Annotated in this window: 19 protein-coding genes and 1 other RNA gene; 16 read left to right on the top strand and 4 right to left on the bottom strand. The window is 63.7% G+C overall.

Going from position 1 to position 22,252, the window contains the following annotated elements; all coding sequences use genetic code 11:
• Positions 1-88: 88 nt before the first annotated feature.
• Positions 89-751: a ribonuclease T gene (gene rnt, locus KW824_RS12625; RefSeq protein WP_005330208.1), complete on the bottom strand. Its 663-nt coding sequence runs from the start codon at positions 749-751 to the stop codon at positions 89-91.
• A gap of 146 nt (positions 752-897) precedes the next feature.
• Here rnt and KW824_RS12620 point away from each other — a divergent pair, with 146 nt between their 5' ends.
• Positions 898-2,871 (top strand): methyl-accepting chemotaxis protein, encoded by a 1,974-nt coding sequence (locus tag KW824_RS12620; protein WP_218409957.1) that lies wholly within the window; start codon positions 898-900, stop codon positions 2,869-2,871.
• Positions 2,872-2,939: 68 nt separating this feature from the next.
• Complete coding sequence (locus KW824_RS12615) at positions 2,940-3,815, top strand: OmpA family protein (protein ID WP_218409956.1); 876 nt, start codon at positions 2,940-2,942, stop codon at positions 3,813-3,815.
• Positions 3,816-3,997: 182 nt separating this feature from the next.
• On the opposite strand, the gene suhB is transcribed toward KW824_RS12615, so the two are convergent.
• Positions 3,998-4,801, bottom strand: coding sequence for an inositol-1-monophosphatase (gene suhB / locus KW824_RS12610; protein WP_005326757.1), 804 nt, complete (start codon positions 4,799-4,801; stop codon positions 3,998-4,000).
• Positions 4,802-5,001: 200 nt separating this feature from the next.
• On the opposite strand from suhB, the gene KW824_RS12605 reads away from it, so the two are divergent.
• The 8 genes from KW824_RS12605 to emrD all read left to right on the top strand — a co-directional run bounded on the left by KW824_RS12605 (position 5,002) and on the right by emrD (position 13,039).
• Positions 5,002-5,457 carry a hypothetical protein gene (locus KW824_RS12605; protein WP_182310071.1) on the top strand — a complete coding sequence of 152 codons (456 nt, stop codon included), beginning with the start codon at positions 5,002-5,004 and terminating at the stop codon, positions 5,455-5,457.
• Positions 5,458-5,586: 129 nt separating this feature from the next.
• Positions 5,587-5,796 (top strand): glutathione S-transferase N-terminal domain-containing protein, encoded by a 210-nt coding sequence (locus KW824_RS12600; protein ID WP_218409955.1) that lies wholly within the window; start codon positions 5,587-5,589, stop codon positions 5,794-5,796.
• A 170-nt stretch (positions 5,797-5,966) separates the two neighbouring features.
• Positions 5,967-6,629 (top strand): glutathione S-transferase family protein, encoded by a 663-nt coding sequence (locus tag KW824_RS12595; protein ID WP_043129585.1) that lies wholly within the window; start codon positions 5,967-5,969, stop codon positions 6,627-6,629.
• 200 nt (positions 6,630-6,829) lie between these two features.
• On the top strand, positions 6,830-8,356 hold the full coding sequence (locus KW824_RS12590) for an ABC transporter substrate-binding protein (protein ID WP_218409954.1): 1,527 nt from the start codon (positions 6,830-6,832) through the stop codon (positions 8,354-8,356).
• On the top strand, positions 8,353-9,315 hold the full coding sequence (locus KW824_RS12585; protein WP_218409953.1) for an ABC transporter permease: 963 nt from the start codon (positions 8,353-8,355) through the stop codon (positions 9,313-9,315). The genes KW824_RS12590 and KW824_RS12585 overlap by 4 nt, the downstream gene beginning before the upstream one ends.
• Positions 9,316-9,317: 2 nt before the next feature.
• Complete coding sequence (locus KW824_RS12580; protein ID WP_218409952.1) at positions 9,318-10,124, top strand: ABC transporter permease; 807 nt, start codon at positions 9,318-9,320, stop codon at positions 10,122-10,124.
• Positions 10,121-11,551, top strand: a complete 1,431-nt coding sequence (locus KW824_RS12575) for an ABC transporter ATP-binding protein (protein ID WP_218409951.1) — start codon at positions 10,121-10,123, stop codon at positions 11,549-11,551. The genes KW824_RS12580 and KW824_RS12575 overlap by 4 nt, the downstream gene beginning before the upstream one ends.
• Before the next feature lie 288 nt (positions 11,552-11,839).
• Positions 11,840-13,039 carry a multidrug efflux MFS transporter EmrD gene (gene emrD, locus KW824_RS12570; protein ID WP_042649958.1) on the top strand — a complete coding sequence of 400 codons (1,200 nt, stop codon included), beginning with the start codon at positions 11,840-11,842 and terminating at the stop codon, positions 13,037-13,039.
• 133 nt (positions 13,040-13,172) lie between these two features.
• On the opposite strand, the gene ssrS is transcribed toward emrD, so the two are convergent.
• Positions 13,173-13,355, bottom strand: a non-coding RNA gene (gene ssrS / locus KW824_RS12565) — 6S RNA.
• A gap of 16 nt (positions 13,356-13,371) precedes the next feature.
• Positions 13,372-13,704: a cell division protein ZapA gene (zapA, locus tag KW824_RS12560; RefSeq protein ID WP_041205956.1), complete on the bottom strand. Its 333-nt coding sequence runs from the start codon at positions 13,702-13,704 to the stop codon at positions 13,372-13,374.
• 173 nt (positions 13,705-13,877) lie between these two features.
• Here zapA and KW824_RS12555 point away from each other — a divergent pair, with 173 nt between their 5' ends.
• From KW824_RS12555 to gcvP, 6 genes are all read left to right on the top strand, one after another.
• Positions 13,878-14,447: a UPF0149 family protein gene (locus KW824_RS12555; protein ID WP_218409950.1), complete on the top strand. Its 570-nt coding sequence runs from the start codon at positions 13,878-13,880 to the stop codon at positions 14,445-14,447.
• Between the two features lie 208 nt (positions 14,448-14,655).
• Positions 14,656-15,879 carry a 2-octaprenyl-6-methoxyphenyl hydroxylase gene (gene ubiH / locus KW824_RS12550; protein WP_218409949.1) on the top strand — a complete coding sequence of 408 codons (1,224 nt, stop codon included), beginning with the start codon at positions 14,656-14,658 and terminating at the stop codon, positions 15,877-15,879.
• 99 nt (positions 15,880-15,978) lie between these two features.
• The gene (locus KW824_RS12545) at positions 15,979-17,199 is read left to right on the top strand and encodes an FAD-dependent 2-octaprenylphenol hydroxylase (protein ID WP_218409948.1); all 1,221 of its coding nucleotides are present in this window, start codon (positions 15,979-15,981) and stop codon (positions 17,197-17,199) included.
• 387 nt (positions 17,200-17,586) lie between these two features.
• Entirely contained in the window at positions 17,587-18,684 is a 1,098-nt protein-coding gene (gene gcvT / locus KW824_RS12540; RefSeq protein WP_005329285.1) for a glycine cleavage system aminomethyltransferase GcvT, read from the top strand.
• Between the two features lie 78 nt (positions 18,685-18,762).
• Positions 18,763-19,152 (top strand): glycine cleavage system protein GcvH, encoded by a 390-nt coding sequence (gcvH, locus tag KW824_RS12535; RefSeq protein ID WP_005329287.1) that lies wholly within the window; start codon positions 18,763-18,765, stop codon positions 19,150-19,152.
• Positions 19,153-19,371: 219 nt separating this feature from the next.
• Positions 19,372-22,248 carry an aminomethyl-transferring glycine dehydrogenase gene (gcvP, locus tag KW824_RS12530; protein WP_218409947.1) on the top strand — a complete coding sequence of 959 codons (2,877 nt, stop codon included), beginning with the start codon at positions 19,372-19,374 and terminating at the stop codon, positions 22,246-22,248.
• Positions 22,249-22,252 lie beyond the last annotated feature (4 nt).

Below are 22,252 nucleotides of genomic sequence, written 5' to 3'. Positions count from 1 at the left end.
TGGTCAAACCAGCTGCCAGGCGTCGATTCCCCAGCAACCTCATGGAAAGAGGCTGCCAAGGCAGCCTCTTTCTCATGCTCAGGTGGAACTACTGGGGGTTGTCATCGGCGGGCGTTTCGTCCGGTGTGGCCAGTGGCCAACCCCCCAGGCTCTTCCAGCGGTTGACGATATGGCAGAACAACTCGGTGGTGCGCTCGGTGTCGTAGAGGGCGGAGTGGGCCTCTTTATTGTCAAAGGGGATGTTCGCGCTCTGACAGGCCTTGGCCAGCACCGTCTGCCCCAGTGCCAGGCCGGAGAGGGCCGCGGTGTCGAAGGTGGCGAAGGGATGGAACGGATTGCGCTTGAGGCCTGCTCGCTCGGCGGCGGCCATGACGAAGCCATGATCGAAGGTGGCGTTGTGGGCCACTATGATGGCCCGGCCGCAGTCGCTCTCCTTCATGCCCTTGCGCACCCCCTTGAAGATCTCGGTGAGCGCCTCCTTTTCGTCCACGGCACCGCGCAGTGGATTGAAGGGGTCTATGCCGGTGAACTCCAGCGCGGCCTTCTCCAGATTGGCCCCTTCGAATGGCGCCACATGAAAATGGAAGATCTGATCGGGCATGAGCCAGCCCTGCTCATCCATCTTGAGGGTATAGGCGGCGATTTCCAGCAGGGCATCGGTCTTGGCATTGAATCCGGCGGTTTCAACATCGATGACGACGGGGTAAAAGCCACGAAAACGGCCCTTGAGGGTGTGAACGGCGTCGGTCATGGTATCTCGGTCGGCGTGAAAGAAGGCGGCATTATGGCAAAAAAGCCGGCCCTTGTCCCTCCTGGGCCGCCATGCGCACGCCAACTGGTTCTATTAAAAGCAGTTGCGCTTATAATTGGCCACTTCAACCATGGAGGGGAGAGGCGATGAAGAAGCTGGGATTGGCGCACAAGATGTTGCTGGTGGTCTGTCTGCCACTGTTGGCCCTGCTGTTTTTTTCCGGTCGATACGTCTATGAGCGTTATCGGGTCGAGCAGGAGATGAGTCAGGCACAGGCTGCACTTGGAGTGGTGAGGGAGGCGGCGCAGCTCGCCCATGAGCTGCAAAAGGAGCGTGGCATGTCGGCCGGCTTCCTCGGCTCCGGTGGCAACAAGTTTCGTGATGCCCTGCCTGCCCAGCGCAAGGTGGTCGACACCCTGCTGGCGGGTTTTCATCAGGATCCTGCCTTGCTGGCCTTGTCCGAGGTGCAGCAGGAGCTGGTGGGGCTCACCGCCATGCGCGAGCGGGTCAGTGCGCTGGGAGTCGAGGTGGCGGAGCAGGTTGGCTTCTATACCCGTCTCATCACCCAGCTGCTGGCCGTGGTGGATCAGGTCAGCATCCGCAGTCAGGATGCCACCATAGCGCTGCAGACCAATGCCTACGCCGCCTTCTTGCAGAGCAAGGAACGCATGGGGTTGGAGCGGGCGACCCTGAGCAACGTGTTCGCACGAGACAGCTTCACCCCGGCGCTGTTGCAGCAGTTCATCTCCCTCCTTGCCGCCCAGAACACCTATCTCGAGCGTTTCCAGGCGGTGGCGAGTCCGTCCCAGCGCCAGTTGCTGGCCGAGAGCCTGGCTTCTCCCGTGGTGGCCGACGTGGCCGCCATGGAAAAACTGGCGTTGGACAAGGCGTCCAGCGGCGGTTTTGGTGTCGATCCCGAAGCCTGGTTTGCCTTGAGCACCGACAAGATAGGCCTGCTCAAGGAGAGCGAGGATCGCCTCTATCAACAGTTGGATGATCGGGTTGAGCAGATGCGAGCCAAGAGTGCCAGCGACTTCTGGTGGGCCGCCGTCGGTGTACTGTTGTGCGTGGTCCTGACCAGTGCCATCTGCTGGCGGGTGGTGCGCGACCTGCATCTGGGGTTCCTGGCGCTGCATCAGACCTTCAAACGGCTGGTGCAGGAGAACGACCTGACTGTGCGGGTCAACTGGCGATCCGGCGATGAGCTGGGTGCGTTGGCGCAGGATCTGAACCGCTTCCTCGAACACCTGGAAGGGCTGTTGCTGGCGGTACGCCGCTCCTGTGACGTGCTGGCTCGCAGCGCCGCAGCCTCGGCAGAGGTGATTGCCCAGGTCAACGCCGGTGTGGTCAAGGGGGTTGGTCAGGTGGATCTGGTGGCGACGGCCGCGACCGAGATGGCCTCGACGGTGGCGGAGATTGCTCGCAATGCCACCCAGACCTCGCTGGCGACCCAGCAGGCCATCGGACGTGCCCATCAGGGTGACAGGGAGGTAGACCAGACCATCGATGCCATCCAGCAGGTGGCGGGTACCCTGGTCGATACCCAGCAGTTGGTGGACAACCTGCATCGGGAGACGGAGTCGGTCGGCGAGGCGCTCAACCTCATCAAGCAGATCTCGGACAGAACCAATCTGCTGGCCCTCAACGCCGCCATCGAGGCGGCCCGCGCCGGTGAGTCCGGTCGCGGTTTTGCGGTGGTGGCGGAGGAGGTGAGAGCATTGGCCTCGCGCACTCAGCAGGCGGCGGATGACATCGCGCAGATGCTGGCCCGTCTGCGCCAGGGCGCCAGTCAGGCGGTGACGGCCATGCACCTGGGCACCGAGCAGGCGGGGCTGAGTGTGACCGAAGCTAAACGGGCAGGCAGCGAGTTGACCGATATCGTCAAGGAGGTGCGCAAGGTGAACGACATGACCGCTCAGGTGGCGACAGCCACCGAGGAGCAACGTTATGTGACCGACGACATCCAGCACAACGTGCTGACCATTCGGGAGGTCTATGAGGCCCACCGCCTGCACTCGGAGACCCTGCAACAAAACAGTGTCGAGCTGGATCAGCTGGCCCGGGATCTGACGGCCCGCATCGCCAGCTTCAAACTGATGGAGCGCCACGCTCCCCATTGAGGGTTTTGACCTAAAGCTTGGCTTGCCGCTGCCGATAGTTAATCCGAGATCGTGTGGAGGGCAAGCCGTTGAATGCTTGGGTGTTAGGGTTGATCAGCATATCCGTGAGTATGCAGTTGCAGGCGGGAGTGACCGAGTTCGGTGCCGGCTTGGATCAATCCGTCTGGCGGTTGACCTCGGATACTCAGGTGGAGTGCCGTCTCGAACATCCCATTCCCCGCTGGGGCACGGGCGCCTTCGTCAGCCGGGCCGGTCGCAAGATCAACCTGGACTTCGAGCTGAAGGGGCAGCGGCCGCAGGCCAGGACCCAGACGGTGAGTCTCGGGATCATGCCTCCCAGCTGGCGCCCCGGTGTCTCCGGACGCCAGATAAGTCAGCTGCAGTTCTATCAGCAGTTCGACGGCCTGGTGGCGGGGCAAACTGCCTGGACCATGCTGGACGAGCTGGAGGGGGGGCGCATGCCCACCTTTCAGTACAGAGACTGGTATCGTCAGGACAGGCCGGTACGGGTGTCGCTCTCTTCGGTCAACTTCAGGGTCAAATACCAGGCCTTCATGGATTGCCTGAGCGGCCTGCTGCCCTACAGCTTCAACGACATCGCCTTCAGCGTGCTCTCCTATGACAAGAACAGCGATCAGCTGTCGTCCGCTTCCAAGCGGCGGCTGGCGCTGATCGGCGACTATGTGAAGGCGGACAAGAGCATAGACGTGGTGGTGATCGACGCCTACAGCGACAGCTACGGCGGGCGTTGGCCCAATCAGAAGCTCTCCGAGAAGCGGGCAGATGCCATCAAGCAGGTGTTTGTGGATCTCGGCATCGAGGAGGGCAAGATCTCGGTGGAGGGGCACGGCGAGAAACAGCACGTGGCCTCCAACGAGACGGACGCGGGCAGAGCCAAGAACCGGCGAGTGGTGATAAACATGGGGCGCAACGGCACCATCTGATCGAGCTGATCGAGGAAACCCTGTTCTGGCTTGTGCCCGACCGCTTATTCTGCTCATCTGGAACGGGGCTGGGCCAGTTCCACGCTTCAGCGGCTTAGTTTCCCGATATCAGAGATAAAAAAATGCCAGTCGGCTGGGCCGACTGGCATTTTTTTCAAGGGTTCGCGACTTACTTGGCCAGCTTATTTAGCCAAAGAATCCGGCAGGTTTTCGCGGATCTTGCCGAGCATCTCTTTCAGGACGCGCGGGTTGGCAACCACGATGTTGCCGGAGTTTTCGTAGTTGTGACCACCCACGAAGTCGGTGACGATGGCGCCAGCTTCCTTGGCCAGCAGCTCACCGGCGGCCGTTTCCCAGGGCTTCAGGCCGATTTCCCAGTAGCCGTCGATGCGACCGGCGGCCACATAGGCCAGGTCCAGCGCAGGGGCGCCGGCACGGCGGATGTCGGCACACTCGATGAACATGCTCTGGAACATCTTCAGGTAGGGTTCGATGTGGTGCTTCTGCTTGAACGGGAAACCGGTCGCCAGCACGGTGCCAGCCATCTCTTTGGCCTTGCCCACGCGGATGCGGTAGCCGTTCAGCTGGGCGCCGTTACCACGGGTGCTGGTAAACAGCTCGTCACGAATGGGATCGTAGACAACGGCTTGTTCGGTCTTGCCCTTGACGCGCAGGGCAATGGAGACGGCAAAGTGCGGAATGCCCTTGACCAGGTTGGTCGTGCCATCCAGTGGGTCGATGATCCATTGGTAATCCGGATTGGTACCGGCAATCTCACCAGACTCTTCAGCCACGATGCTGTGTTCCGGGTAAGACTTCTTGATGGTGTGAATGATGGCCGCTTCGGCTTCACGGTCAACGTTGGTCACGAAGTCGTGGCTGCCTTTTTGGATAGCCTCGATATTCTCGGGCTGGGAGAAGGCTTTTACTACAACTTGACCGGCGTTGCGCGCAGCGCGCACGGCGATATTCAGCATCGGATGCATAGGTTCACCACTGGATGTTAAAGAACGGGGGATAAAAGGACGCGGTATCTTACCAAGATATTCTGGAATGGCAACCGTTATCCGCGGGCGCTGTCACGGCATTGACTGCCAGATCTGACGGCTCCAATAAAGGCCTGTTATCGGCTAGTCTTATCGCGACAGCCGGTTAACAGGCTGTGGTGAGCATAGGGACATGAGCCATGAATCTGTCATTAGTCAGTCAAAAACCGTCGGCAGCGACGACATTGGGTGTGCTGGCCGCACTGCGTGCCGCCAGTGGTGATGGGCATTACTTCACCGAGATCAGGGTCGCACAACCGGATAGGTGGCAACCGTCGAAGGAAGAGGCGGCCATCCTGCTGCTGGAAGACGATGATGCACCATGGCCGGAGTCGCGCTGGTCCGCCAGCGGCACTACGTTGGGATTGCCCGTTTTGCCACTGTTGGTTCATCGGCAATATGACTGCGCTCCCCAGGGACCGGATATCAGGGACCCGCGCTTTTACTTTGTCTCCAATGGCATAGTGCTGGATGAGACTGAGCTTGCTGATCCCGCCTGCAGCCTGGTCCTGCAGAGCAAACTCGAGTCCTATTTTCCGCTCCTCTCCCGCCTCATCCTGCTGCGCCAACGTCAACCCCTCACTCTGTGCGGCTAACTGTTTCCCCTGTATTCGGGCTGTTCAAGCGGTGCAATATTTGTCATAACAGACCGATGTTGCGCCGCTGGCCATGGTTCCCCGTGGGGATGGGAAGCGGCCAGCGGTCTTCATTCCCACGCAGGCGAGATGAAGATCTATAAGTTGAAGTGTGTCCCCAATGCCCGCCGGTTCAGGATGTTTCTGGCGGAGAAGGGCATCGAGATGAGTTATCAGCAGGTAGATCTGGGAACAGGAGAGAACCTCGAGCTTGCGTTTCTTGCCAAGAACCCGGCGGGGCGCATTCCGGTGCTTGAGCTCGATGATGGTACCTGTCTCAGTGAGACGATGACTATCTAGCGTTACGGTGAAGAGCTAAGCCTCTTTGCTGTACTCCATCGACTTTGGCAAGGTCGTCGGTCTTCGCATCGCCCCGCACCAGCATCACTTGCAGGCCTGGCATGAGCGGGTGAGTGCCCGTCCCAGCACCCAGGCCTGATCATTACGTTTGAACGACCAAGGAGTCCAAGATGATAGATTTGTACACTGCCGCCACGCCCAATGGGTTCAAGGTGTCGATCGCCCTCGAAGAGCTGGGGTTGCCTTACAGGGTGATCCCGCTGGATTTCTCGACCATGGAGCAGAAGAAGCCCGAGTTTCTGGCCATCAACCCCAATGGCCGCATTCCGGCCATCGTCGATCGGGATAACGGTGATTTCGCCGTGTTCGAATCCGGCGCCATCTTGATCTATCTGGCGGAAAAAACCGGCAAGCTGCTACCGCAAGATCCCAAGCGCCGCTCTCAGGCCATCCAGTGGCTGATGTTCCAGATGGGCGGCGTCGGCCCCATGATGGGGCAGGCCAACGTCTTCTACCGCTACTTCCCCGAGAAGATCCCGGCGGCCATAGAGCGCTACCAGAAGGAAGGGCGCCGTCTGTTCGAGGTGCTCGACGGTCACCTGGCGCACCATGAGTACCTGGCCGACGAGTACAGCATCGCCGACATCGCCACCTGGCCCTGGGTGCGGATCCATGACTGGAGCGGCATCTCCATCGAGGGTCTGCCCCATCTGCAGGCCTGGATGGCGCGCATGGAGGCCAAACCCGCCTGCCAGAAGGGCATCACCATTCCACCGCGCAACGAGAGCCCTGAGGATCAGGTCAAGCGGGCGCAGCAGATGGTGACCCGCTAGGATGATGACGATGGCCCGATGACGGGCCATCGCTTTTTATGATTGCCGCCCCATTGCCCGCCTGCTGGGCCGCTCATCTGTTCCCCCTTTCCCGCTGCAAATAAGCCATCTATCAAAAATGAAAAGTCATTCATCTTGATTAATTGTTATGTTATAACGTAAATTATTGGTTGGTAATCATTATCGTTTGGATGGAATGGATGACAAAAATACACACCTGTTCGGGGTGGTGCGCCCTGGTGTTGATGGCCGGAATGAATGTTGCTCACGGCAAGCCGCTGGCCATGGTGGGGCCCTGGGAGATCCACAGTGTCGACCCTGCCAGCAACGGGGTCTTCTTTACCCGCATGCAGGTGGCGGAGACCCTGGTCGAGGTCGACAGCCAAGGCAATCTGCAACCCGGGCTCGCGAGCCAGTGGTCTCACTCCGGGGATGGGTTGCAATGGCGATTCACCCTGCGCCCCGGGGCCCGCTTTCACGATGGCAGCGAGGTGAGCGCCGAGCAGGTCGCCTTTGCCCTGCAGCAGGCATGGCGCAAGCCCGGCGTCATGACCAGCGCCCCCATCGCGTCCATCGAGGCCCATGAGGGGGCTCTGCTGGTCACCCTCACCGGCCCCTTCGCCCCCCTGGCCGCCGTGCTGGCTCACCCCAGCACCCAGATCCTGGCGAAGGGGGCCTATGATGCCAAGGGGGAGGTGACCCAGGTCATCGGCTCTGGCCCCTATCGCATCACCCGCTTGCAGCAGCCCCAGCGAGTCGAGACCGAGCGCTTCGATGGCTGGCAAGGCCCCCAGCCTGCCATCTCGCAGGTGAGCTACTTGACGGTGGGCCGTGCCGAGAGCCGCACCCTGATGGCCGAGAGCGGTCAGGCCGACATTGCCTGGGGGCTGGATCCGGTCAGCATCCGCCGCTTGCAGCAGGCGTCCCGGGTCTCCATCGTCTCCGTTACCCTGCCGCGCACCATACAGCTCAAGCTCAATGGGGCCGATCCTCTTCTGAAGGATCCGGCGGTGCGCCGCGCGCTCAGCCTCGCCATCGATCGCCGTGGCATGGCGGCGGCCCTGCTGCGGGATCCCGAGATGGCGGCGACCCAGCTCTTCCCTCCCACCCTGGGGGAGTGGCATCAACCCGGGCTGACCCCGCTCGCCTATGACGTCAAGGCGGCTCAGGCGGCCTTGGCGGCGGCAGGCTGGCTGTTGGGGGCGGATGGCGTGCTGCACAAGGGGGAGGAGCGTTTCGCCCTGACCCTGCGCACCTTCCCGGATCGCCCGGAATTGCTCCTGCTGGCCACGGCACTGCAGGCGCAGTGGAAGGCGGTGGGGGTGGACCTCAAGGTGGCGGTGGGCAACTCGAGCGAGATCCCGGCCGGTCATCAGGATGGCTCGCTCCAGCTCGGCCTCTATGCCCGCAACTATGCCCTAGTGCCGGATCCCCTGGTCACCCTGCTGGGGGATCTGGCTCCCGCCGGTGCCGACTGGGGGGTAATGAACTGGCAATCCCCGGCCATGGAGCAAACACTGGCCCGCCTTGGCAAGGAGACCCTGCCCGCAGGAGAGGCCGCGGCACTGCGCCGTGAGATCGCCACCACCCTACAGCAGGAGTTGCCCCTCCTGCCCATCGCCTGGTATCGCCAGAGCGCGGCGGTCAGCCGTGAGCTGAAGGGCTTTGAGCTGGATCCCCAGGAGCGCAGCTATCGTTTGGACAAACTCACATGGAGCACACAATGACAGCGGCGCCCTTCTCTGCCGTCATGGGAATACTGGGCCAGCGGCTGGTACAGGCGCTGATGGTGGCCCTGCTGGTGGCCGGGCTCTGCTTTCTGATGGTGCAATCCCTGCCCGGGGACATCGCCTTTCGTATCGCCGCGGGCCGCTACGGCTATGACTATGTCACCGCCGAGGCCGCCAACGCGGTGCGAAGCGAACTGGGGCTGGCCGGCTCGGCCCTCTCCCGCTTCGGTGACTGGCTGGGCGCCCTGCTGCAGGGGGATCTCGGCAGCTCCCTGGTGACGGGCGCACCTGTGGCAAGCGAGGTGGGCCACCACCTGGGGGCCACCCTGTCCCTGGCGGTGGCCGCCGTGGCCCTGGCCCTGCTGCTGGCGCTGCCGCTCGGCAGCCTGAGCGCCCTGCGTCCGGGGGGATGGTGCGATCGCCTGACCCTGGGCTGGAGCGTGCTGATGCGCGCGCTGCCTCCCTTCCTGCTCGGCCTGGTGCTCATGGTGCTGCTCTCGGTGGAGCTGGGCTGGGTCAGCGCCGCCGGTCACGGGGAGGGGAGCAACCTGCTGTTGCCCGCCCTCACCCTGGGGCTGGGGCTCTCGGGTGTGCTCTCCCGGGTGGTGCGCGAGAGCGTGCTCACCGTGGTGCAGTCCGGTTATTACCGCTTCGCCTTCACCAAGGGGCTCTCGCCCGCCCGGGTCTTCAGGCGTCATGGCCTGCGCAACACCGGGGTCAGCGTCATCGCCTATACCGGGGTTCAACTGGTGCTGCTTATCGAAGGGGTCGTGGTGGTCGAGAGCCTGTTCGCCTGGCCCGGCATCGGCCATGCCCTGGTGCATGCCCTCTTCTGGCGCGACATCCCCATGGTACAGGGAACCGTGCTGGTGCTGGCGGCGCTCTTCGTGCTGCTCAATACCCTGACGGATCTGCTCTGCCTCGCCATCGATCCCCGCGGTCCCAAGGAGTCCTGATCATGTCTTTCTCTGTCAAGACGGGAGCAAGCCTGCTCCTGCTGGTGGTGCTGTTCGCCCTGCTGGGCCCCGTGCTCTGGCCCGATCCCGCCGCCCAGGATCTGGTGCTGTTCCTGGCCGATCCCTCCTGGCAGGAGCCGCTCGGGCGGGATCAGATGGGCCGCAGTCTGATGGCGCGGCTCGCGGCGGCGACCCGGCTCTCCCTGCTGCTGGGGATGCTGTGCGTCCTGACGGCGGCCCTGCTGGGATCGCTGCTGGGCTGGCTCTCAGCCTGGCGCGGCGGCTGGGTCGACGGCCTGCTGCGTAGCCTGGCGGACGGCGTGCTGGCCCTGCCGAGCCTGCTGCTGGTGCTGCTCTTCTCCGCCATGGCCCAGGGGGGCTTCACCATCCTCTATCTCGGGTTGGCCATGGCCCAGTGGGTGGAGTACTACCGGGTGGTGCGGGCCCGCAGCCGGGCGCTGCTTGCCTCGCCCCAGGTGGAGGCGTCCCGGCTGCTGGGCTTTGGCAACGCCCACATCCTGCGGCGCCACCTCTGGCCCGAGCTGGCTCCCCAGCTGCTCACCATGATGGCCTTTGGCCTCGCGGGGGCCATCCTGACCCTCTCCACATTGGGCTTCGTCGGGGTGGGCATCCAGCCACCCACCCCTGAGCTCGGCCTGATGATGACGGAGGCGCTGCCCCACTATCAGGAGGCACCCCGCCTGCTGCTGGCCCCCATACTGGTGATGGGAGTCATGCTGCTGGCCCTGGTGCTGCTCAATCAGAAGGGCACGCTTCATCCTGGATCCCCGCAAGGAGTCACCCCATGACGACCATTCATATCAAGGGCCTGCAGGTGGATGACGGCCGACAGACCCTGCTGCAGGCGCTGGATCTCACCCTCTATCCCGGCAGCGCCTTGACCCTGATCGGGGAGAGCGGCTCGGGCAAATCCCTGCTGGCCCATGCCCTGATGGGGACCCTGCCTGACCCCTTGCGCGGCCGAGGCGAGATGGCGATGGGCGGCCTGTGCCACAGCCTGGCGGACCCCCAGGCCCTGCGCGCCCTCTGGGGGCGGGAGCTGGCCATGCTGCCCCAGGAGCCGGTGCTGGCGCTGGACCCCACCATGGGGCTGCTGCCCCAGGTGGAGGAGGGCTGGTTGGCGGGAGGCAAAGAGGCGCGCTCGCGGGCGCGGGACGCCCTCGAGCGGCTCGGGCTTGCCGGGCGGGAGCGCCACTTCCCGCACCAGCTCTCCGGGGGCATGGCCCAACGTGCCGCCTTTGCCGCCGCCACCCTGGGGCAGGTGCGCCTGCTCATCGCCGACGAGCCCACCAAGGGGCTCGACAGCCGGGCCAGTGCCAGGTTGCAGACATTGCTGCAGGGCTATCTGACCGAGGGGCGCCACCTGCTGACCATCACCCATGATCTCTCCCTGGCCCGGGCGCTGGGGGGCAGAGTGCTGGTGGTCAAGGAGGGTGAGATAGTGGAGCAGGGGCTAGCCGAGCAGGTGCTGCGGGCGCCTTCCCATGCCTACACCCGCGCCCTGCTGGCGGCGGAACCCTCGGCCTGGCCCGAGGCCGTGCATCCCCCGACCGGTGACTGGCTGCTCAGGGGGGAGGAGCTCGCCATGGGCTACGGGGAGCAGACCCTGTTCGAGGGACTCGACCTGCCACTGGCCCGGGGGGAGCGGCTCGCCATCATGGCGCCGAGCGGTGCGGGCAAGAGTACCCTCGGCAATGTGCTGCTGGGGTTGCAGCGCCCGCTGCGAGGGAGGGTGCTGCGCCAGGGGGGCATAGCCCCCCACCGCTGGCAGAAGCTCTATCAGGATCCGGTGCAGGCCTTCGCCAGCCGGGTGTGCCTCGCCACCCAGTTTGACGACCTGCTGCGCCTGCACAGATTGCCCCGCCAGCCCCTCACCGACTATCTGGCAAGGCTCGGCCTCGATGAGCGGCTGCTGAGCCGGCTGCCGAGCCAGGTGTCGGGGGGGGAGCTGCAACGGCTGTCGCTGATCCGGGCCCTGCTGCTGCGCCCCGTGCTGCTGTTTGCCGACGAGCCCACCTCCCGGCTCGATCCCCTGAGCCAGCAGCAGACCATCGCCTGCCTGATGGGGGAGCTGGCGGAGATAGGCTGCGCCCTGCTGCTGGTGACCCATGACGAGGCGCTGGCGGGCAAGGTGGCCGGGCGCTGCCTGCGATTGGGGGCGGCGGGCACAGCTGAGCAGGGGCTGGCGCCCGCCGAGTTGGGACGGGTGGGCTAAGGGGAGCGGGGCGCCTGGACACAGGCGCCTCGATCCCGTTCGATGTCAGTTCGACAGGGCCGCTGGCCCCGTCACATTAGAAAAACTTGGGAAAGCAGATTATAAAGATTCGTTCGTTTTTTGTGACATGAATCACTAAGATCACCGCAAGCCAAAGAGCGTCCTGCTCCTGGCGGGTGCGGGTCCTCCGCCTTGCGTTTCACCTTTGATTGACCCTGTTTATTGGATCCCCTCTGCGGTTCTCTGCCAGAGGCGGGCAGCTTTTCGATGATTCTTCGGGACTGAGATATGTATCGGCACAGTTTTTATCCGCTGTTTTTCCTGACCATTCTGATGGTCGCCGTGGGCCAGATGACCCAGACCCTCTATGTGCCCTCCATTCCCATGATGGCGGGGGACTTTCATGTGGCTTCCGGCCAGTTGCAGGCGGTGATGGCCTGCTACCTGATCCCGTACGGCCTCTCCCAGTTTGTCTACGGTCCGCTGTCGGATCGCATCGGCCGTCGCCCTGTGCTGCTCATCGGCATGATGGTGTTTCTGGTGGGCACCCTGACCATTCAGCTGATCCCGCACTTTGCCGCCCTGCTGGCCGGCAGCTTCATCCAGGGGTTGGGCACGGGGGCCGGTGGTGCCATGAGCCGGACCGTGATGCGGGATCGCTACAGCGGCGCCGAGCTCAACCGCGCCAACAGCCTGGTGAGCATGGGGGTGATCTTCTCCCCCCTGCTGGCACCCGTGCTGGGGGGCTGGCTGACCGAGCTGTTCAACTGGCGCGCCGGCTACTGGTTCCTGTTCGGCTTTGGCGCCCTGACCACTTTGGCCCTGCTGGCCTGGTTTGGTGAGACCCTGCCGGCGAGCGCCCGTCAGCAACCACTGCGGGTCGGCGCCGCCTATCGCCACGTGCTCGGCAACCCGCGCTTTCAGGGCAACCTGCTCTGCCTGATGGCGACCTTCGCGGGACTCGCGGTATTCGAAGCGGCGGCCGGGGTGCTGCTCGGCGACGTGCTCAAACTGAGCGCCCGCACCGTGAGCGTGCTGTTCGTGCTGCCGCTGCCCGGCTACCTGTTCGGCGCCTGGCTCTCGGCCCGTCTGAGCTTTCGCCTGAGTCAGGGCAAGCTGATGCGCCTTGGTATCGCCTTCCTGGGGCTGGGGGCCCTCATCATTCTGGTGCCCGGGCTGTTCGGGGTGGTGAGTGCGGCCTCCCTGGTCGGGGGCGCGGCTGTCTACTTCATCGGCAGTGGCATTCTCTACCCGACCGCCACCTCCTGCGCCATCGAGCCCTTCCCGGGTCAGGCGGGCACCGCCGGCGCCATCCTGGGGGGCATGCAAAACCTGGGGGCCGGTGTGGTCACCCTGCTGGCCGCCAGCTTCCCGATGGAAGGGCAGGTGACCCTGGGGGCCATCATGGTGGTGATGGTGCTGATCGTAGCCCTGAGCTTCCTCTGGCTGCGCCACCATGGCTCGCCCCACGAGCAGATGGCCGTCTGAGTGCATCCAGGTCAGGTACAGAGCCCGCCCTCGTCGGCGGGCTTTTTATTGCGCTTGGTTCATGGACGATGGGCCCCTGGGCTGCACGCAGAAAAAGAAAGAGCCCGTCATATCAATGACGGGCTCTTGTGTTAGGTACCCCGGAGATGCCGTTGCCGGTTTGGGCCCTTGAACCGTGAGTTCAAGGCGGAGTTCTAAACTGGCCGCAGGCTTCTCGGTCGGGCCGAGCATGCGCAATAGTCAGAAGATAGAACTCCTGTTGGGTATGATTATCGGCTCGGGGACTTGAACCGGCTGACGCACACCCCAGGGAATTTTAAAACGGGTCGCGCTTAGGGCTGACGGCCCTCTTCGCTGGAATCACCATATTGACCGTGCTCGATCAAGGCCGCTTCTATGGTGCGCTGCAGCATCTTGATCCGCTTGTCCATGGTCTCAGAGTATTGGTGGTTCTTCTCTTTTTCAAGGCAGAGCTCATGACAGAAGTTGAGCGCGGCCATGATGGCAAGCTGTTCATTGCTGGAGACCTTGGAGCGTTGACGCAGCTCGATAAGCTTGTCACTCAGCTGGTCGGCGGCCTGGCGCAGGGCATCCTGTTGTCCCAAGGGACAGGATACCTTGTAGGGACGTCCCAAAATGACGATTTCTACGGCCTCTATGCTCATGCCTTCCTCAATACGGCGGGGCTGATTCCCGCTTTTATCCACGTGGACAACTGGGCGGGACTATATAGCGCAGATGCAGAAGTTTCAAGGCCTTGCTGGCTCTGAGAGGGGGAGAATGCTAGGATCTCGGCCATAATTTTTGCATATTTGCCTGAACTTTGAGCGGATCTTCGATGAGCAAAACGAACCCCCTGAAATACGCGGCTGTGGCCGACCTGATGGAGCAGCACGAGCTGATGGCGACGGCTGTCGAGGCCCATGGCGTGATCTGCGGCCTGGTGTGCGGTGGCGTGGTACTGGACGACAAGAGCTGGCTGCCTCCTTTCAACGATCTGATCAACGATGGTTTCGGCTTGCCGGCGCCGGTGCGCCAGGTGATGACCGACCTCTATCAGGGCGTCATCGAGAGCCTGATGGGACAAAAAGGGGTCGAGCTGCTGTTGCCAAGTGACGAGGCGCCGCTCGACGAGCGCATCGATGCCCTGGTGGACTGGTCCCAGGCCTTCCTGGCCGGTTTCGGTGTGGTGCAGCAGGAGCTCTCCAGGGCTTCCGAGGAGCTGCAGGAGATGATCCAGGACATCGCCAGCATCACCCAGGTCTCTGCGGAGTTCGATCAGGAAGATGACGAGAACGAAGCCTCCTTCCTGGTGCTCTACGAACACGTGCGCCTCGGGGTCATGATGGCGTTCGAGGAGTTCGGCAAGCGCCCGGATGCCCCGAGCACCCCGCCGACCCTGCACTGAATCCCGCAAGAGTGCCCGAACGGAGATAGAAAAGAGCGCCTGATGGCGCTCTTTTTCCGTGATGGTTCTGCGTGGAGGAGGGGAGTGCCGGGCGGGCTCTGGCGAGCCAACTGTCGGTGCCAAATCGGTTTTTTGCCCGTGGCCTCGCATCCCGCCCCCCGCCTTTGTGATAGCATTGGCCCACGTTTTTAGCCTATGCCCTCTTCTCATGTCTCATTCTGATCCGGTTCACGTCGACGTGGCTATCGTCGGCGGTGGTATGAGCGGCGCCGTGCTGGCCCTCTCCCTCGCCGCCCTGAAAGGGCCGAGCGGTGCCCCCCTGCAGATCCTGCTATTGGAGGCGAGCGCCCCCGAACTCAATGCCCACCCCGGCTTCGATGCCCGCGCCATCGCGCTCTCCGCCGGCACCTGCGAGGCGCTTGCCCGGCACGGGCTCTGGTCCCGTTTTGCCCCTCACTGCGCTCCCATCACCCATATCCATGTCTCGGATCGGGGCCACTGCGGCCAGACCCGGCTCACGGCGGCGCAGTTTGGTCTGCCCGCCCTCGGCCAGGTGATCGAACTCTCCGCCGCCGGCATCGCGCTGCAGCAGGGGATGGACGCCACCGCGAACATCAGGCTGTGCTGTCCGGCCCAGCTCTCCACCATAGCGCCGCTGGAGGAGGGGGTGACGCTGACGCTTGCCAACGGCGAGCGCTACCAGACCCGGCTGCTGGTGGCGGCCGATGGGGGCAACTCCTTCGTGCGCCAGCACTTCAAGCTGCCGGTCAGTCGCCATGACTATGAACAGAGCGCCATTATCGCCACGGTCAAGACTGCCGAGGATCCCGCCGGTCGGGCCTTCGAGCGCTTCACCGAAGGGGGGCCGCTGGCGCTGCTGCCCATGCAGGAGGGGCTCTCCTCCCTGGTGTGGAGCGTCCCGCGGGACGAGGCACAGGCCCTGATGGCGCTGGATGATGCCGCCTTCCTGGCCCGTCTGCAGCAGGCCTTTGGCTGGCGGCTCGGGCGCTTCGTGCGCACAGGGGCGCGCAACCTCTACCCCCTGGTGCTGACGGTGGCCGACTATCCCCTGGCCCAGCGCACCGTGCTGGTGGGCAATGCCGCCCACCTGTTGCACCCCATCGCCGGCCAGGGCTTCAATCTCGGCATGCGCGACCTGGACTTGCTCACCCAGGCAGTGGCCCGGGCCCTCGCGGCCGGGGAGGACATCGGCAGTTTCGAGGTGCTGAGCGCTTACTGGCAGCGGCGCAAGGGGGATCAGGAGCAGACCATCTGGCTCACCTCCTCTCTGGCCCAGCTCTTCTCCAACGGCCATGCCCCCCTGGTGGCAGGCCGCAATCTGGCGCTCTCCCTGATGGAGCGACTGCCCTGGCTGCAGGCGCCGCTTGCCTCCCGCACTCTGGGGTTTGTCGCCGACCTGTGCCGTGAATGAGGTGTGCCGAGAAGAGGCCACACCGAACAACTTGATGAGGGGATGCCAGCGGGCGTCCCCCTGCTGATCCTGGCGATCAGCCACGAAAGGATAGAGATGATGCAGATGCAAAATGTGGATGTGGTGATCGTGGGGGGCGGTATGGTGGGCCTGGGGCTCGCCGCCGCCCTCAAGAACAGTGCGCTCACGATCGCCATCGTCGAGGGGCAGCTGCCCGACACCCAGCTCGGGGAGGTACCGGACAACAGGGTCAGCGCCCTGAGCCTCGCCAGTCAGCGCATCTTGCAGGGGGTCGGCGCCTGGGACGGCATAGTGGCGCGGCGCCTGCAAGCCTACGACAGCATGGCGGTGTGGGAGCAGGACAGCTTCGGCCATATCGGTTTTGATGCCGCCAGCCTGCGCCAACCGGCGCTCGGCCATATCGTCGAGAACCGGGTCATCCAGCTGGCCCTGCTCGATGCCCTCAAGGGAGCAAACAATATCCAGCTGCTCACCCCTGCCCGGGCCGCCAGCCTGCAGAGCAGTGCGGCGGGCGCCCTGTTGCTGATGGAGGATGGCCGTGCCCTCTCGGCCAAGGTAGTGGTGGCCGCCGACGGGGCCCACTCCTGGGTGCGCCGCCAGGCGGACATCCCGCTCACCAGCTGGGATTATGGCCACCACGCCCTGGTGGCGACGGTGCGCAGTGCCGAGCCCCACGAGGCGGTGGCCCGCCAGATCTTCACCCCCGAAGGCCCGCTCGCCTTCCTGCCCCTGTGGGAGCCCAACCTCTGCTCCATCGTCTGGTCGGTGCCCGCCACGCGGGCCGAGGCACTGTGCGCCCTGGACGATGAAGGCTTCAATCGCCAACTCACCACCGCCTTTGATGGACGGCTGGGGCTGTGCAAGGTGGAGGGGGCCCGCAGCGCCATTCAGCTCACCGCCCGCTACGCCCGGGACTTTGCCCGCGAGCGGCTGGTGCTGGTGGGAGACGCGGCCCACACCATACACCCGCTGGCGGGGCAGGGGGTCAACCTGGGTCTGCTGGATGCGGCGGCCCTGGCCGAACAGCTCCTCAAGAGCCAGAACGCAGGGGCGGATATCGGCCTGCTGGCCAACCTGCGCGGCTATGAGCGCTGGCGCAAGAGCGAGGCCGCCCGCATGCTGGCGGCGATGGAAGGGCTCAAGCGACTATTTGGTGGCAGCCACCCCCTCAAGAAGCTGGTGCGTGGGGTGGGATTGCGGGCCGTCGATGGCCTGGCGCCGCTCAAGCAAAGCGTGATCCGGGCCGCCATGGGGCTGGACGGTGAGCTGCCTGCCCTTGCCAAGGGTGAAAAAATCTAATCTTACTCGCTAGTTTTAACAATAAAACTAATCTGACAAGGCTGAATGCCCCTCCGGGGTGTCAGCCTTTAATGTTGGCGGGAAGCGAAACGTTTTTCTGTAAATTGTGACGTAACGGTAAAAATCAATATTAAATCTCGCACATCCCGGGTTTGTACTGTTTTTATCACTGTTTTTGTCTTAGTGTCTGGTGTCAGTTTGTCGGAGCGGGATTAGTTTTTTTTGAGCGGCACACCGGCGCTCTTGTCATATAATCCGCTCCGTTCAAGGAATCACTCCTGCCCCACGGGTGGGAACGAGCACAGACCTTGCGGTTCGCCCTCCCGCTGTGCAAGGGAGCCGGAGCGGATTGCGAGCGTTGTCGCGAACGCTTAAGGAAACACAGCGATGATCCAGACTACTGTACTGCATCCCAAACACCTGGAAGCTGGCGCCAAGATGGTGGACTTCCACGGTTGGGAAATGCCCATCAACTACGGCTCCCAGCTGGAAGAGCACCACGCGGTGCGCAGCGATGCGGGCATGTTCGATGTCTCCCACATGACCATCGTCGATTTGACCGGCGAGCGAGTCAAAGCCTTCCTGCAACACCTGCTGGCCAACGACGTGGCCAAGCTCACCGTCCCCGGCAAGGCCCTCTACAGCGGCATGCTGAACCCGGAAGGCGGCGTCATCGACGACCTCATCACCTATTACCTGACCGATACCTTCTACCGCCTGGTGGTGAACTCCGCCACCCGCGAGAAGGATCTGGCCTGGATCCGCCATCACGCCATCGACTTCTCTGTGAGCGTGACCGAGCGCCCGGAGCTTGCCATGATCGCGGTGCAGGGGCCCCACGCCAAGGCCAAGGCGGCCAAGGTGTTCACCCCTGAGCAAAATGCAGCGGTCGAGGGCATGAAGCCCTTCTTCGGCGTGCAGGCTGGGGATCTCTTCATCGCCACCACTGGCTACACCGGCGAAGACGGTTATGAAATCGTGGTGCCCGAGCCCCAGGCCTGCGCCCTGTGGCAGTCCCTGCTGGACAACGGCGTGGCCCCTTGCGGCCTCGGTGCCCGTGACACCCTGCGCCTGGAAGCGGGCATGAACCTCTACGGTCAGGACATGGACGAGTCAATCTCGCCCCTGGCCGCCAACATGGCCTGGACTCTGGCCTGGGAGCCCAGCGATCGCCAGTTTATCGGTCGCGCCGCCCTGGAAGCCCAGAAGGCCGCCGGCACCCAACCCAAGCTGGTGGGTCTGGTGATGGAAGAGAAAGGGGTGCTGCGTGCCGGCATGCCGGTTACCTTCACCAGCGAGAGCGGTGAGCAGCGCGAAGGGGTGATCACCTCCGGCTCCTTCTCGCCGACTCTGGGTTACAGCATCGCCCTGGCGCGGGTACCCCGTGACATCGGCTCTGAAGCCCAGGTCGAGATCCGCAAGAAGCTGGTCACCGTGAAGGTCACCAAGCCGGCTTTCGTGCGCAACGGCCAGCCCCTGGTGTAATGATTGATTGCGGCGAAGGGGAGCCCCTTCGCCGACCCATTTTTGTTGAAGCGATCCAAGAGCATAAAGGAAGCACAAATGAGCCATATCCCGAGCGAACTGAAATATGCCACCTCCCACGAGTGGGTCCGTGTTGAAGCCAACGGCGAAGCCGTGGTCGGCATCACCGAGCACGCCCAGGATCTGCTGGGAGACATGGTGTTCGTCGACCTGCCGGAAGTGGGCAAACAAGTGAGCGCCGGCGAAGATTGCGCCGTGGCCGAATCGGTCAAGGCCGCCTCCGACATCTACAGCCCGGTGAGCGGCGAGATCCTGGCCATCAACGAAGAGCTGGAAGGCAGCCCCGAGCTGGTCAACTCCGACCCCTACGGTGCCGGCTGGCTGTTCCGCATCAAGCTGGACGATGCGGGCGAGCTCGCCAACCTGCTGGATGCCGAAGGCTACCAGAACGTGGTGGACGAAGAGTAATGCCCCCGGGCCCTGCCAACACAGCAGGGCCCTCTTGTATGACTGCCATCCTGCGGCCATGGCGGTTGCAGGAAGGGTGCAGCCTTTGCGCCTTCGGGATGCCCTTGCCGCATTCCCCGTCTGCCTGCGGCGGACACAGAACATGAGTGGAGCCGGTATTCGCCGGCTATCAGGAACATCAGGTCTTGGTTATCAGGACTTAATACCAGGAATAGGGAAATGACCCAGTCACTGTTTGAACTCGAGCAAAAAACCGATTTCATCCGCCGTCACATCGGCCCGGGTGAGGAAGAAGTGCGGGCCCTGCTCGCCACCGTGGGGGCCGAGAGCCTGGACGATCTGATTGAGCAGACTGTCCCCGCCGCCATCCGTCGCCCGGGCCCGCTCGGCATCGGCGCCCCCATGACCGAAGTGGAAGCCCTGGCCAAGCTCAAGGGCTATGCGGCCAAGAACCAGGTCGCCAAGAGCTACATCGGCATGGGCTATCACGACACCCACGTGCCTCACGTCATCTTGCGCAATGTCTTGGAAAATCCGGGCTGGTATACCGCCTATACCCCCTATCAGCCGGAGCTGGCCCAGGGCCGCCTCGAAGCCCTGCTGAACTTCCAGCAGCTGACGTTGGATCTCACCGGCATGGATCTGGCAAGCGCCTCCCTGCTCGATGAAGCGACCGCCGCCGCCGAAGCCATGGCGCTGGCCAAGCGCATGGCCAAGTCCAAGTCCAACCTCTTCTTCGTGGCCGACGATGTTCACCCCCAGGTGATCGACGTGGTCAAGGAGCGCGCGGTGCACTTCGGTTTCGACGTGGCCGTGGGCCCCGCCTCTGACGCGGTGAGCGAAGAGGTGTTCGGTGCCATGTTCCAGTACCCGGGCACCACCGGCAACGTGACCGATCTGCGTTCCCTGATCGCCGCCGTCCAGGCCCAGAAGGGGCTGGCCTGCGTCGGGAGCGACATGCTCGCCCTGCTGCTGCTCAAATCCCCGGGTGAACTGGGGGCCGACGTGGTGTTCGGCTCTGCCCAGCGCTTCGGCGTGCCCATGGGTTACGGTGGCCCCCACGCGGCCTTCTTTGCCACCCGCGATGCCTACAAGCGCTCCATGCCGGGCCGCATCATCGGCGTCTCCAAGGATGCCCGTGGCAAGAATGCCCTGCGCATGGCGATGCAGACCCGCGAGCAGCACATCCGCCGCGAGAAGGCGAACTCCAACATCTGTACCGCCCAGGTGCTGCTGGCCAACATGGCGAGCTTCTACGCCGTCTACCACGGCCCGGTGGGGCTGAAAACCATCGCCTCCCGCGTCCATCGCCTGACCAGCATCTTGGCGCTCGGCCTCAAGGCCAAGGGCGTGACCCTCAAGCACGATAGCTGGTTCGACACCCTCACCGTGCTGACCGCAGGCAAATCAGAACTGATCACCAAGGCCGAAGGGCTGGGCATCAACTTGCGCGCGGATCTGGACGGCGCCGTCGGTGTGTCCCTCTCCGAGACCACCACCCGTGGCGACGTGGCCGAGCTGTTTGATCTGTTCCTCGGCCAAGGCCACGGCCTGGATATCGAGGCCCTCGACAAGGCTGCCCAGGGCCATCAGGCCATCCCGCAGGATCTGCTGCGCACCGACGCCGTGCTGACCCACGAGGTGTTCAACAAGTACCACTCCGAGACCGAGATGCTGCGCTACATCCACCGTCTCGAAGCGAAAGATCTGGCCCTGAACTACGCCATGATCTCCCTGGGCTCCTGCACGATGAAGCTCAACGCCACCGCCGAGATGATCCCGGTGACCTGGCCCGAGTTCGGCAAGCTGCACCCCTTCGCGCCGCTCAACCAGACCCAGGGCTATCAGCTGCTGCTGGCAGACCTCGAAGACTGGCTGGTGAAGGTGACAGGTTATGACGCCGTCTGCATGCAGCCGAACTCCGGCGCCCAGGGCGAGTACGCGGGCCTGCTCGCCATCAAGAAGTACCATGAGTCCCGCGGCGAGGGGCATCGCGATGTCTGCCTGATCCCGGCCTCCGCTCACGGCACCAACCCGGCCTCCGCCCAGATGGCGGGCCTCAAGGTCATCGTCACCGCCTGCGACAAGTCCGGCAACGTGGATCTGGACGATCTGCGCGCCAAGGCTGCTGAGGTGGGGGACCAGCTCTCCTGCCTGATGGTGACCTACCCCTCCACCCACGGGGTGTACGAGGAGACCATCAAGGAGGTGTGCGACATCGTTCACCAGTATGGCGGTCAGGTCTATCTGGACGGCGCCAACATGAACGCACAGGTCGGGCTGACGGCGCCAGGCTTTATCGGTGCTGACGTCTCTCACCTCAACCTGCACAAGACCTTCGCCATTCCTCATGGCGGTGGCGGCCCGGGCATGGGTCCCATCGGCGTGAAGAAACACTTGGCACCCTTCGTGGCCGGTCACGCCGTGGTCAAGACAGAGAAAGAGAGCCGTGACAACGGCGCCGTGTCTGCCGCCCCGTTCGGCTCGGCCAGCATTTTGCCCATCAGCTGGATGTACATCGCCATGCTGGGGGACGAGGGGCTCAAGAAATCCACTCAGGTCGCCATCCTCAACGCCAACTACCTGGCCAAGAAGCTCGGCGAGTCCTTCCCCGTGCTCTACACCGGACGCAACGGCCGGGTGGCCCACGAGTGCATCCTGGACATCCGTCCGCTCAAGGAGGCCTCCGGCATCAGCGAGATGGACGTGGCCAAGCGCCTGATGGACTACGGCTTCCACGCACCGACCATGAGCTTCCCGGTAGCGGGCACCCTGATGGTTGAGCCGACCGAATCCGAATCCAAGCGCGAGCTGGATCGCTTCGTGGAAGCCATGACCGCCATCCGTGCCGAGATTGCCCGGGTGCAGGACGGCCACTGGAGCCTGACCGACAACCCTCTGGTCAATGCACCGCACACCCAGGATGACGTCATGGACGAGCAGTGGAGCCGCGGTTACACCCGCGCCGAGGCGGTCTTCCCGTCCGACGCCGTGCGCGCCAGCAAGCTGTGGCCCTCGGTGAACCGCATCGACGACGTTTACGGGGATCGCAACCTGTTCTGCTCCTGCGTTCCTACCGAGGATTACGCCAAGTAATAGC

The sequence above is a fragment of the Aeromonas sp. sif0611 genome, from assembly GCF_019218845.1.
GTDB lineage: Bacteria > Pseudomonadota > Gammaproteobacteria > Enterobacterales > Aeromonadaceae > Aeromonas > Aeromonas media.
This window is presented reverse-complemented; position numbering and strand designations above follow the sequence as displayed.